This window comes from Sutcliffiella sp. FSL R7-0096 (assembly GCF_038595065.1).
Taxonomy (GTDB): domain Bacteria; phylum Bacillota; class Bacilli; order Bacillales; family Bacillaceae_I; genus Sutcliffiella_A.
In genome coordinates, this window is the sequence record NZ_CP152003.1 from 4,569,518 (window position 1) to 4,582,100 (window position 12,583).

The 12,583-nt window shown below is 41.9% G+C and carries 9 protein-coding genes and 1 pseudogene; 2 read left to right on the forward strand and 8 right to left on the reverse strand.

Annotated elements, in window-relative coordinates:
* Positions 1–4: 4 nt before the first annotated feature.
* Positions 5–1,849 carry a T7SS effector LXG polymorphic toxin gene (locus MKY77_RS23385; RefSeq protein WP_339148003.1) on the reverse strand — a complete coding sequence of 615 codons (1,845 nt, stop codon included), beginning with the start codon at positions 1,847–1,849 and terminating at the stop codon, positions 5–7.
* 265 nt (positions 1,850–2,114) lie between these two features.
* Between MKY77_RS23385 and MKY77_RS23390 the strand changes: the two are divergent.
* Positions 2,115–2,378, forward strand: a pseudogene (locus MKY77_RS23390) (hydroxymethylglutaryl-CoA lyase); the annotation flags it as partial.
* A 286-nt stretch (positions 2,379–2,664) separates the two neighbouring features.
* On the opposite strand, the gene MKY77_RS23395 reads toward MKY77_RS23390, so the two are convergent.
* The 7 genes from MKY77_RS23395 to MKY77_RS23425 all read right to left on the reverse strand — a co-directional run bounded on the left by MKY77_RS23395 (position 2,665) and on the right by MKY77_RS23425 (position 9,181).
* Positions 2,665–3,063 carry a YndM family protein gene (locus MKY77_RS23395; protein ID WP_339148004.1) on the reverse strand — a complete coding sequence of 133 codons (399 nt, stop codon included), beginning with the start codon at positions 3,061–3,063 and terminating at the stop codon, positions 2,665–2,667.
* Between the two features lie 268 nt (positions 3,064–3,331).
* A complete protein-coding gene (gene rbsK, locus MKY77_RS23400; RefSeq protein WP_339148005.1) occupies positions 3,332–4,270 on the reverse strand; it encodes a ribokinase in 939 nt (312 codons plus the stop codon).
* 9 nt (positions 4,271–4,279) lie between these two features.
* Positions 4,280–5,215: a substrate-binding domain-containing protein gene (locus MKY77_RS23405; RefSeq protein WP_339148006.1), complete on the reverse strand. Its 936-nt coding sequence runs from the start codon at positions 5,213–5,215 to the stop codon at positions 4,280–4,282.
* A 19-nt stretch (positions 5,216–5,234) separates the two neighbouring features.
* Positions 5,235–6,224, reverse strand: a complete 990-nt coding sequence (locus MKY77_RS23410) for a ribose ABC transporter permease (RefSeq protein WP_339149898.1) — start codon at positions 6,222–6,224, stop codon at positions 5,235–5,237.
* Entirely contained in the window at positions 6,205–7,686 is a 1,482-nt protein-coding gene (locus tag MKY77_RS23415; protein ID WP_339148007.1) for a sugar ABC transporter ATP-binding protein, read from the reverse strand. Before MKY77_RS23415 ends, MKY77_RS23410 begins: the two co-directional genes overlap by 20 nt.
* 30 nt (positions 7,687–7,716) lie before the next feature.
* Positions 7,717–8,115: a D-ribose pyranase gene (gene rbsD / locus MKY77_RS23420; protein WP_339148008.1), complete on the reverse strand. Its 399-nt coding sequence runs from the start codon at positions 8,113–8,115 to the stop codon at positions 7,717–7,719.
* Positions 8,116–8,161: 46 nt separating this feature from the next.
* Entirely contained in the window at positions 8,162–9,181 is a 1,020-nt protein-coding gene (locus MKY77_RS23425; RefSeq protein WP_339148009.1) for a LacI family DNA-binding transcriptional regulator, read from the reverse strand.
* 296 nt (positions 9,182–9,477) lie between these two features.
* Here MKY77_RS23425 and MKY77_RS23430 point away from each other — a divergent pair, with 296 nt between their 5' ends.
* On the forward strand, positions 9,478–12,549 hold the full coding sequence (locus MKY77_RS23430) for an Ig-like domain-containing protein (protein ID WP_339148010.1): 3,072 nt from the start codon (positions 9,478–9,480) through the stop codon (positions 12,547–12,549).
* The last annotated feature ends 34 nt before the right edge of the window (positions 12,550–12,583 follow it).

A 12,583-nucleotide genomic window follows, 5' to 3' on the forward strand; every position in this document is an offset into this window, starting at 1 on the left:
ACCCCTAATTCTCTAAACTTATAAACCTCATACGTCCATCTATTTCATACTCTATATCAAAGCTACTTGGTCTTAAACTTTTTCCTTCGTAATTAATTTTAACATTAACTGAAACATCTTTTCCTTCTACTATTGCATTAGCCCATTGATTTTCTAGTTTTTTGTATTTACTCAAATTAACACTACTTGATTGAGAAACTAGATTATCTAAATCTGGAGAGCCTCCAAATCTATCACCCGCTAGGTGCCCTGCATGATCACCAGGTTCTTTACCAGGTGTGTTTGATTTATGTGGCAATCTAAATTCACGTTCTGTTAATTTTAAATCATCCGCATTAAATTCTTTAATCCTTCCAATGTCATCCGTCTTGTATTTATAATCATATTCACCCGCTTGGTAGGTAGTATTTGGTTTTAGATCCCCTGTTTTACTTATATGTTTTTTATCCTTACCCTTACTACCTTTACCTGCTAAAGCTTCTATCCTAGAAATGATATTTATATTTACTCCATTAACCTTTTCATAAATAGCAAAACTGTTCATAGCATTCGACGGCACACCTGCCATGGCTGGTGCCATCTTACTGTTCGGGAGCATACCACCCATCAACTCACGCACCCGCTCCAAACCAGCTGTAGAAGAACGCGGCACTGAACTCAACGCTTTTGCCTGCTGATCTTTCAGCTTGATATTGAGGTCTGCTTCCACTCGGCTACCAAGTCTTCCAACGGTACCACCCACTCTTGAGATCCCTTTGTCTCCAACAACGGCTGTTCCGATAATAGCGGTCGAGTAACCTAGCCATTCGCCTCGGCTATTCGCATCTCCGTGGATGACGGATTCTTTGAAGGAGTTGTAGAGTTCGTGGCCGATTTCTAGCAATATAGCTGGATCAGAGACTACAGCTTCTAAAAGCTCAATCGTTTCTTTCAACACTTGGTCAGGCTCTGTCACGAGACGTTTGAGACCGTCCCAAGTGTCTGAAACTGCGTCAATGGCTCCTGTTCCAAAACCGTTGGTGAAGTCCCAGAATACTTCCCCGGCTGTTTTCTTCTTCGGCTCCGGCCGCGCACAACTCGGGTTAGCCCACTGATCAAACGACGCCGCATACCCAACCGAATAAAACACCCCAAGCTCCGGATAATGCTCACTATTCCACCGCTGCTTGACGGTCTCGTTATACAACCTCGTCTGCAACTTTCCATAAGCCTCAAGGTCCTGAAGAATTACCGGTGAAAAGGTGGACAACTTAATCTTACCAGATGCAAACTGCTGGCTCATTTCCTCTATGTAACTCTGTATCAGAGATAAGTCCTCCATTAAGGACGTAAAAGACTGGGTTTGTTGGTAATCAAACTGGTGCAGCTTGTCCACGGTTTGTCTGGCCGATTGTTTGGCTTGCTGGAAGCCTTCGTGGAAATGGTGATCCTGCAGCCTTGGGAGGTACACGATGTCACCGACTCGACTGAGCTGGGAATTTGTCTCACCTGTCAGTTCTGCCACCATTCGGTTGATTTGATTCAATCCGTCCTCTAGTTCACTTGTCAGGAACCTCTCATCTATTAACCCGCGCGCATTTCCTTCTAGCCCATCCAACTCATATTGCAACTGGTTAAGCTTAGTTTGAAAGTTTGCGAGGAACGTTTGGAAGAATTGAAGAAATGGGAGATGTGCATATTCATAGAATCGCCTGATTGCGCTGGCACCCTTGCCACGAAAGGAATCCTTTGATGCAACAAAGGATCGAATCCCATTCTCCACGCCACTTAGCTGCTTTTCCAATTCCGATAACTTCCGGTTCATCCCCTTGATTCCCTCATGCAAGGACGAAACATCTAAAACCTTCATTATTCCCCTCCTCTCCCCATCATTTTACAAAAACTGTATATGCATAACTATCACGTTTCGACTTAAATGAGGATATTCCTGCACGGGATTGGAAAATGGGAGATTTGGACTATGAAGGGATAAAAATAAGAGGCGATGATTAAATCCCTCTCTAATTCAATATATTAGTGTTCACGAAAAAAGGCCCCCGCTATATTAATGCTGTAAATTACAAAAGGGTCGAGGGACATGTCCCCTCGACCCACTAGACCCTCCACACTTTCACAATACGCGCGGTTTGGGTCTTGCGAATACACTTGCAGGTTACCTAGCTGACGTTAAACGATTCGATTCCTCCATTGCTGGTCTTGGAGGCTACCCTTTCGCACCAAAAGCAGTTGGAAATGTATGCACGGAAGACATGGTCAACATGTTCCACGACATGGGCGTTCAAACCGGCACAGACCTCAATAAATTACTTGCCCTATCCAAACACCTAGAAGGAACCATCGGCTGTACGTTAGACGGCATGCTTATGAAAGCAGAATAAGCTACAGGTCCGTCACCTCAATGGGCGACGGACCTGTAGCTTTTATTTTTTCGATATACCATGCGAGATTAGTCGATATTTAGTAGTTAAAAGTAAGCCTAACAGAACAAAGCGGAAGTTTTGTTTGAACAAACGTTTGTTTAAAAATAACTATTCAAGTAAAACGTTTTTAGTGGATGAAGTTCTACTTGAAATTCTCCGTTATAGGTGTAGTCAACCAAACTATTTGCATGGGCACAAGAACCGGCACTCACCCATACTTGGACACCCTTGCCCTAGCCTAATGTTAATTGGTATAGCTTTTCTCGGTTTTATGAGGAGCAACTCTGTCAGATGATCTGCCATCGTATACATTTCTTAAGAGGTATTCATGGAAGAAGAATTCAAAAACCGTAACAGCTATGGCGGCAATTATTACTGTTCCGATGATTCCTCCATCTGAGAAGCTTGCAGCCATCAGCCATATCAGCAGAAATGCCAGTCCTAAATCAGCTATGGTAGCAGTCATGTTATTCGTCTTAGCCAGGATAAGCATATCCCCCACCATATAGGATACCAGACCAAGAACAACGGTAATCAATAGCACACTTCCAAAGGAGAGACCTCCGATTGCCCCTAGGATTACATACAACAGAACCAGGGTCGCTACAAACTTGATACCTATTGCAGTTAACAGCTTTGCCATATTACATGCACTCCTTTTTTGATTATTTACGACTTTTGTTCTTAGATTCCCTCGATTAACATACATAAACATTTTCAGGTTTATTTGGAGGCATAAGACAGTTAAACGACTATATGAGTTGTTAGAGAGGTTAATAGAATTGTTATAAATCAGTTTTTCATTTCACCATTAGATATTTATCAAAACACAAAGAAGGGTGGAGGCATCCCTCTCACCCTTCTTTCTTTTTTCGTCCCTGTATACTTTCAACCACTAAAGCCAAGACGAGTCAGCGTCCCTGTCCCCTCGAATTCCCAACCAACCTTTCCACTTCTTCACTATAAGGCATAGCAGGGGCTGTGCCTGGTTTGGTGACAGATATGGCTGCTACTGCATTGGCCATTTGGCAGGATTTTTCTACGGAGTTCCCTTCTGCTAGAAAGTGGGCGAATCCGCCGTTGAAGGCGTCTCCTGCTCCGGTTGTTTCGACGGCTTGGACTTGGTAGCCCGGGATGACTTTGCCGGTGCTCTCTCCTTTTTGTAAAAGGTAGCAGCCTTGTTTACCGAGAGTGATGATCACTGTGCCTATTCCCTTTGCTAGGAGTATTTCTGCAGCTTTTACTGCTGAGTCTTCGTCTGTCACTTCCACCCCTGTAAGATGGCCGGCTTCGGTTTCGTTAGGGGTGATATAGTTCACTTTTGCCAGTAGTTCATCTGATATTTTTTGGTATGGTGCCGGATTTAGAATTACTGGTTTTGATAGCTTATGTGCCAAGTTGATGGTGGTGCTGATGGCAGCCATTGAAGTTTCCAGCTGTACGAGAATGATATCCGCTTCTTGAAAGGCCGCTTCTGCTCTTAGGACTTCTTCTTCTGTAATGGTACCGCAAGCACCCAGCGATACGACGATCATATTTTCCCCTGAGTCATCAACGGCTATTAGGGCTGCACCGGTAGATTCGTCTTCCACTTGCTTGATGAATCGCGAATCAATGCCTTCATTTTTGAAATTTTGAATCGCATCATCCCCGAATAGGTCTTTCCCCACCTTGGTGACCATGGTAACTTGGGCTCCCAATCGTGCGGCAGCCACAGCTTGGTTTCCGCCTTTTCCGCCGGGACCCATTTTAAATGGGCCACCCAATACGGTTTCTCCTGGTTTAGGCATGTGGGGAGTTCTTGCTGTTAAATCTACGACATAGCTTCCCACTACTACGATTTTTGACAAGTTGATCACCTACCGTGTTTTAATTTCGTCTACGTTTTCTTCTGTTACTAATGTGTTTTCTAGCGTAATCAATTCTTCCACTTCTTCGTCATTTAGAATCTTAATCGCGGTATGAATGGCTTCTCTACCCAAGAAGAATGGAGGCTCTGCAATGGTCGCTTCCAATTTATTTTCACGGATTGCATCTAATGCAGGATTGATAGCATCTGTTCCGATGACAATGATTTCATCTAATCTGCCAGCAGCTTCAATTGCTGATAATGCCCCCATAACCATTTCGTCATTTGCTGCATACACTGCATCTATTTCTTTATTGGCTTGCAAGATGTCTTCCATTACCTTTAATGCTTGTCCGCGGTCAAAGTTTGCTGATTGACTTGCGACAATCTCAATGCCGTCAAAGTCTTTTAGGTGATCGTTAAAGCCTTGGCTTCTATCACGTCCTACGTTTGTTCCTAAGATACCTTGGATTTCCACTACTTTACCTTCTCCACCCAATGCTTCTGCGACAAATGTTCCAGCGATGTTACCTGATTTAAGGGCGTCGAATCCAATATGGGAAACCACTTCTCCACCTGCAGATTGTCGGTCAACCGTTATTACTGGTACATTCTGTTCATTTGCAATAAGGACGATTTGAGCTGCCGCATCACTATCTACAGGGTTTAAGATTAATAGATCGGGATTTTTTTGTAGGATATTTTCCACATCAGAAAGTTGTTTGGATGGGTCCCCTTGTGAATCTGTAATAATTAGTTCAATTCCTTCTTTTTTGGCAGTCTCTTCCGCTCCTTCTTTTAAGTCCACAAAGAATGGGTTATTCAATGTATTCATTGCCAAACCTACCTTTAAGGTATCTTCTCCATTAGAATTAGAAGCATTTCCACATGCAGCAAGTAATAGACCCAAAATTACAGCCATACTAAGAATCATCATTTTTTTCATCACTATTTCCCCCTCCACCTTACTGTTTTTGTAGTTTTGCTAGTTTACTATCAATAAGTACTGCAGCTAAAATAACCAAACCTTTTGCAATATCCTGATAGAACGGTGAGACATTGGCTAAGTTAAGTATGTTGTCTAGCACACCCATAATCAGGGCACCTATCAAGGTTCCTGTTACTCCCCCTTTTCCTCCCGTCAATCTTGTGCCACCGATGATAACAGCAGCAATGGCATCCAATTCGATCATGGATCCAGCATTAGGTTGTGCTGACATTAATCTCGATGTATAGATAAGAGCTGAAATAGATGCAAAGAAACCTGTAAGTGCATAAACACCTATTTTTACTCGGTCTACATTAATTCCCGCTAGCCGTGCAGCCTCTTCATTGCCACCAACTGCGTAAATGTTCCTTCCGAATGTTGTGTGCTTCAGAACCCAATACATGATGGCAAAAATCGCAAGCATCAAAATAACAGGAAATGGAATACCTGAAATCTTACCACTTCCCAAGAACCGATATCCCATGTCGGAAATTACGATTGGATTCCCTTGGGTATAAACTAGTGTCATTCCCCTTGCAATTACCATGACAGCCAACGTTGCAATGAAGGCTGGTACCTTTCCTTTGGCTACAATCAATCCGTTGATCGACCCCATGATCAGACCAGCAATCAAACAAATGGCTATGGCTAAAGGTATTGGCATTCCAGCAGTAATGACACCTGCTGCAATAGCTCCTGTCAAGGCTAGTACAGATCCAACAGATAGATCAATTCCTGCTGTCAAAATAACAATGGTCATTCCTACAGCGATAATGGCAACAATGGATACTTGTCTTAGTACATTGAAGAGATTGTTTACTGTAAAGAATGCATCTGATATAAAACTTGCAATCAGTAATAATACTAGAAATATTATAAATACCCGATATTTATCCAATAACAATACTGTTTTTACCCAATTACTATTTTCGCTGGCATTGGACAAGTTACTCACCACCCGTTGCATATTCAAAGATTTTCTCCTGTGTTGCATCTTGAATGTCCATTTCACCTGTGAGCTTCCCTTCATTCATGACGATGATGCGATGCGACATTCCAAGTAGTTCAGGCATTTCAGAAGATATTAGTATGATTGATATTCCTTTTGTTGAGAGTTCGTGGATGATTTTATAGATTTCAAATTTTGCTCCTATATCGATTCCTCTTGTCGGCTCATTAAGTATGAGAATCTTAGGATCCATTTGAAGCCATTTACCCAGTACAACCTTTTGCTGATTACCCCCACTCAGTTTTCTGACTTCAGATTCAGCGCTTGGAGTTTTTATTTTTAGATCTGTTACCCAGCGGTCTACAATCTTTTTCATGGTTGTTTTTTTCAACACACCAAATTGGGATATTTTTCGATAGCTAGGTATCAAAATGTTTTCCGCAACTGATAGATCAAGGACAAGCCCTTCATCCTTTCGATCGTCGGTTACAAGTGCGATGCCTGCATCAATGGCGCTTTTCGGTGAATAAACTTTCTCACCTTGCATCCTTACTTCTCCGCCAGAATGTTTTAAAAGGCCGAATATTGCTTTAGACAAATCTGTCTTACCTGATCCAAGAAGACCTGCGACACCAAGTATTTCCCCTTTTTTTACAGAGAAAGAGATATCGTGTAAACGCTTACTTACAGACAAGTCGTTTACCTCTAGAATGACTTCTTTTTGAGGGGGTACTCGTTCAGGATACATATTAGTAAGATCCCGTCCAACAAGCATCTTTACAATCTGCTCCTTTGTCAGATTTTCCACCTTGTCATCCCCAATATATTGGCCATCTCGCATTACAACTGCCCGATCTGCAACATTCATCACTTCATCAAGCCTATGTGTAATAAATATGATGCCAAGTCCTTCTGCCCGAAGCTCTTGCATTAGGGTGAGCAGCTTTTGGGTATCTTCATTATTTAAGGTGGCAGTCGGTTCATCCATAATTAAGATTTTAGATTCGAATGATAGGGCTTTGGCGATTTCAATCAATTGCTGTTCTGCAATGGAACAATCGTTGACAAGTCGATCTGGCGGAAGGTGCGCCAGACCAACCCTCTTTAATAGATTTTCAGTTTTAGCGTGCATTGCTGACCAGTTAATGATTCCCATACTGGAGGTGATTTGTTTTCCTAAGAAAATATTTTCAGCTATAGACAAGTCTTTGAGGAGATTAAACTCCTGGTGGATGATGCTTATTTTTAATTGCTGGGATTCTTTGGGACTACCAATTACCACTTCTTTGCCTTCTATGCTTATTTTTCCGGAGGATGGAAGGTGAACACCTGCAAGTATTTTCATTAAAGTAGATTTACCAGCACCATTCTCCCCTAGTAGCGCCACTATTTCTCCGGTATTAACCTCCAAGCTAATTCCATGCAATACTTCTAATCGATTAAATGATTTTCTGATGCCCTCCATTTTTAATAGGCTCATTGAATGCACCACCTTTTTGTTAGCTTTTAGTTAATAAACGACTCCTCCAACCAGTATGACGTTTGCATAAGGGGTGAATTCACCTGACCTTATTAATCCTCTCGTATGCTTCGTTTCTTCTTTGAATTCAACATGAGGGATATATTCCACTTCAATTGTTTCGAATCGTTTTAATATCTCTTTTTCCATATCAGGGCTTTTCTCTTTAATTTCCTCTGCCATGATAACTTTCTCTACAGAAAATTCTTCAAGTACAGTGTCCAGCAATTCTAAAAAAGGGACCATACCTTCTTTAAGGGCCAAGTCCACCCTCGTGTTTACTTCTTCCGGTATGGGTAGGCCTGCGTCTGTCACTACCAATCGCTCCATATGACCTGTCTCCGCAATCAATTTATTTAGTTGAGGATGCAATATTCCATTTCGTTTCATCTTACTTCCCTCCAAATGTAAACGTTTAGATTTTTATTCGAAAATTTCAGTTGAACTTTTGGCATGATTCTCGCACGATTAAGTAAGGTGATAGAATATGTTGTCTTTTTATTGGATCAATCTCTTGGCTGTTCATCATCCTATCTTGCAACAGTTGAAAAGCAATCTCTCCCAGGTTGCGCATATGTCTGGATACCATCGTTAAATTCGGCTTAATGAACGTAGCGATTTCAATATCATCAAACCCTACAAACGCGATATCTTCCCCTATTTTCCAGTCTAATTGCTGCAATGCTTTTACGGCTCCAATGCTCATAAGGTTATTGCAGGAGAAAATTGCTGTTGGGCGTTTGGTAGCGTTATAAAATTTCTTGGCGTTTGTAAACCCACTTCCTTCCCTGAAATCCCCATCCCCTATCCACTCTTGCCTAATCGGCAAATCATATTCCTTCATTGCTCTTTCGTAACCACGGTACCGTTCAAGTCCTGGTGTTGTGTCTTGCGGTCCCCGAATGATTGCAATGTCTGTATGTCCTTTACTGATAAGGTGTTTGACCGCTTCGTAGGCACCTTCCCGGTTACCCGTCAATACGGTATCTACATCATATTTATGTATTTGCCTATCGACAGCTACAATTGGAATCCCCGCTTTTATCACCGGATCCAAATGATCTCCCTTTTCATTTGCGGTAGTCACTACAAGTCCATCTACACCCCGCTCTATATAATGTTGCAGAATTTCATTTTCTATCATTTTTGATTCGTTCGAGCTACTGATGAGAGTAAAATAGTTCTTTTCAAGGGCTGCTTTTTGCAGCCCTGAGATCACTTCAGAAAAAAACGGGTTCGTGAAATCAGGAATGATTACCCCAATAGTTTTTGTTTCTTTGCGGACCATGCTTCTAGCTATCGCGTTCCTCACATAATTCAATTCATTTATTGCGCGTACAATTCGCTCCTCTGTTGCCTTACGGACGCCACCTTGCCTATTGACCACCCGCGAAACAGTAGCCACTGAGACATTTGCTGCTCTTGCTACATCCTCAATTGTCGGTTTCTTCTTCATGTCTCATCACCCAAATGTAAACGTTTAGATTTTATGTTAAAAAATTTTAAAGCGCTTTCATTACTATTACTATTAAAATAGCATTGATTGAGTAGAACAGCAAGAAAATTTTGAATAATCAGCATCCTGTTATTTTCTTAGAGGCTAATCTCACCCTTGCAATCCTTAATATCAGCAAGTAGTCTCTCCAGTTTCAAATTCCAATTTTTGATTATTTTTAACTATTTATTACATATTAAATCGTGATATATTTATAGAAGATTAGTAAGGAAAATAGAATAAAGTGAGGAATTAGGATGAGTAAGAGTAGGGCGAGCGTTTGGCTTAAGTTGTTGTTAGTTTGGGTCTTGGTTTTGGGGAGTTTTCCTTCTTATGGAAATGCAACGGAAGAAGGTACAAGAGTAAGTGGGACGTTGACGGAAGATACGACTTGGACGAAGGCGGGCTCGCCGTATCGTTTGGTTGGAAATGTGACGATTCCAAGAGACTTGAAATTGACCATCGAACCTGGTGTAACGGTTGTTGGTGAAATCGGAGTATTGATTCATGTATACGGAAAACTATTTGCCCTTGGTAATGAAGAAGAGAAGATAACGATTGATACTGCGTATATCCAAAGTCTTTCTCTTCCAGAAACACTTGTTCACCTCGAACATGCAAACGTCACCAGGGAATATAAAGGTGGTTTTCTATTAACAGGTTCGCAACTATATTTAGATAACAACCAATTTTCGAATGGGTCGATTTCTATCAGCATCCCGAAAATGATGGAGCCTACTATTACGAATAACATTTTTCACGATAATGCTAAGCTAGATGTTACGCTTGGCAGTAAGAATACTATCATTAATAGCAACACATTCATAAGTTCAGAAGAGACGACTAGTTCAAAAATTAAAGTGTATTGTGGGAAAGATTGCACATCAGAATTATTATTTTCCAGAAATAATTTTTTCGGATTTCACGAAAGAGCATTTTTTGAAGTGAATAGTAACAATGTAATGACGATTGAAGGATCTAATAATTATTGGGGAACGACAGATGAAACATTGGCGTCAAGATATATTATTGATGTCGAAGATAATAGCGGTTTTCGTGCGAAATTAGCGATGGATCCGATTTCCTATAAACCGAACAACTTGGGGCACCCCCTTGGTGAGCTGATGGCTCCAATCGTTCAACCAATAGGGAATAGTGATGAAGCGATTGTCGGTTTGACTGATGCTGATAGTTTAGTAGAGGTATGGAATGACCGGGTAAAAATGGGAGAAAGCCTATCAAGAGCCGATGGAACTTTTTCAGTGCCTATTCCAAAGCAACGAGACGAAGCGGAATTAAAGATCGTTGCGGTTGATAGCTTTAACAGGATGAGTCAAGAGGCTACTATTGTTGTGATGGATACAAGTCCCCCAGAAGCCCCTATCGTAAATGAAGTGACAGATGCGATGGACGTGATTACGGGAACAGCGGAGCCTACAGCGAAGATTCGGGTATTTCGTGGAGAAAGTGTATTAGCGGAAGGCGATGCGGATGAAAATGGTCGTTTTAACTTATACATCGGCCAGCAAAAAGCCGGTACCACATTGGAAATTCAGGCGGAAGATACGGCAAAAAATAAAAGTAAGCGAACCATCGTTGTCGTAAAAGATGTAACACCACCTGAAACTCCACAGCTTTTGGAGGAAATAACTGATGCGACAAATTATATCGAGGGAACAGCGGAGCCGGGTTCAACGATCATCGTACGAACAGCCACGGAAGAGCTTGCCCGTATTTCTGTCCAAAACAGTGGTTCATTTGAGAGTTATGTTGCTAAACAAAAAGCTGGGACTATCATTGAGGTCATTGCAATAGATGAAGCACAAAATGAAAGTCAACAACTTATTGTGGAAGTGAAGGATGTTACCCCTCCTAATCTTTATGTGTATCCATTAGGGGACAATATGAATTCCTTATATGGAATGACCGAAATTGGTGCGACAGTGACAATAGTGAAGAACGGTATTACATTAGGGGAGAAAGTTGTAAGGGATAGCTACGAATTTCAAATGGATATCCCGAGACAAATGGCAGGAACCAAATTAACGGTAACTTCTAAAGATCCTGCCGGTAATGTGGCAACTGTCAATGTAGAGGTGGTTGATTTTACCCCTCCCGGAAAACCAGTAGTAGATGTGGTCACGGATAAAAGCAGTGTGGTGACAGGGAAAGCGGAGCCATTATCAACAGTGGAAATTTTAAAGGGATCTTCTTTAATAGGTGCGGGTGAAGTAGCAGAGGACGGTTTGTTCTCGATTCCAATTGCCGTTCAAAATGCGGGCACCGTGTTAACCATCCGTGCAAAAGATGCTGCAGGAAATGTGAGTCTCTTAACGAATGTGACGGTAAAGGATGTAACACCTCCCGCAGTGCCCCAAGTAAATAAAGTGACAAATAAAACTACAGAAGTTACTGGTAAGGCGGAAAAAAGCTCTACCGTAACCGTGAAAATCGGGACAAAAAGCTATTCTTCCAAAGTGGATGCAGACGGTAACTATAGTGTTGGCATACCAGTGCAAAACTCTGGTACGACCATATCTGTGACAGCAAAAGATAGCGCTGGCAATGTGAGTGATGGGAAGTCTGTGACGGTTTCAAGAGTTGCGCCTAACATGCCTACCGTTAATAGTGTGAGCAATAAGGCTTCTACCGTGAGCGGGAAAGCAGAAAAGAGCTCCACGGTCACGGTGAAAATCGGAACGAAAAACTATACAGGAAAAGCGGATAGTTATGGTGATTTTAAGATTACCATACCTGTGCAAAATGCGGATAAAACTCTTTATGTAACAGCTACAGATAAAGATGGTAAGGTGAGTGCCAGTCGCACAGTTACGGTGAAACGGGTGGCACCGAATATGCCGGTGGTGAATAAGGTGACGAATAAAGAGACCGTCGTTTCTGGTAAAACGGAAAAGTATGCAACGGTTTCGGTGAAGATCGGAACGAAAACATATTCCAAAAAAGCGGATGTGGATGGAAACTATAAAGTAACGATACCGGTACAAAACGCTGGAACAAGCCTAAAGGTCACGGCAAAAGATAGCGCAGGTGCAATAAGTGCTACTAGGACAGTGAATGTAGAGAGGGTGGCTCCAGATGTCCCGGTCGTTAATGCAGTAAAAACTACTTCAACAAGTGTCACAGGTAACGCGGAGAAAAATTCGACCGTAACAGCAAAGATCGGGACGAAATCTTATTCGGCCAAAGTGGATGCATATGGGAAGTTTAAAATAACCATCCCAAAACAAAAAATAGGCACTGTCATCAAGGTAACGGCGAAAGACTCGAAAGGTAACGTAAGTGCCACTAGAGAAATAAAGGTAACGTAAAAGGAACAGGGGGTTAGCCTCCTGTTCCTTTTTT

Bases quoted from the DNA above. Each gene is read 5' to 3' on its own strand.
- MKY77_RS23385 (WP_339148003.1), bottom strand. From the start codon at position 1,849: ATGAAGGTTTTAGATGTTTCGTCCTTGCATGAGGGAATCAAGGGGATG.
- MKY77_RS23395 (WP_339148004.1), bottom strand. From the start codon at position 3,063: ATGGCAAAGCTGTTAACTGCAATAGGTATCAAGTTTGTAGCGACCCTG.
- MKY77_RS23405 (WP_339148006.1), bottom strand. From the start codon at position 5,215: ATGAAAAAAATGATGATTCTTAGTATGGCTGTAATTTTGGGTCTATTA.
- MKY77_RS23410 (WP_339149898.1), bottom strand. From the start codon at position 6,224: ATGCAACGGGTGGTGAGTAACTTGTCCAATGCCAGCGAAAATAGTAAT.
- MKY77_RS23415 (WP_339148007.1), bottom strand. From the start codon at position 7,686: ATGAGCCTATTAAAAATGGAGGGCATCAGAAAATCATTTAATCGATTA.
- rbsD (WP_339148008.1), bottom strand. From the start codon at position 8,115: ATGAAACGAAATGGAATATTGCATCCTCAACTAAATAAATTGATTGCG.
- MKY77_RS23425 (WP_339148009.1), bottom strand. From the start codon at position 9,181: ATGAAGAAGAAACCGACAATTGAGGATGTAGCAAGAGCAGCAAATGTC.
- MKY77_RS23430 (WP_339148010.1), top strand. From the start codon at position 9,478: ATGAGTAAGAGTAGGGCGAGCGTTTGGCTTAAGTTGTTGTTAGTTTGG.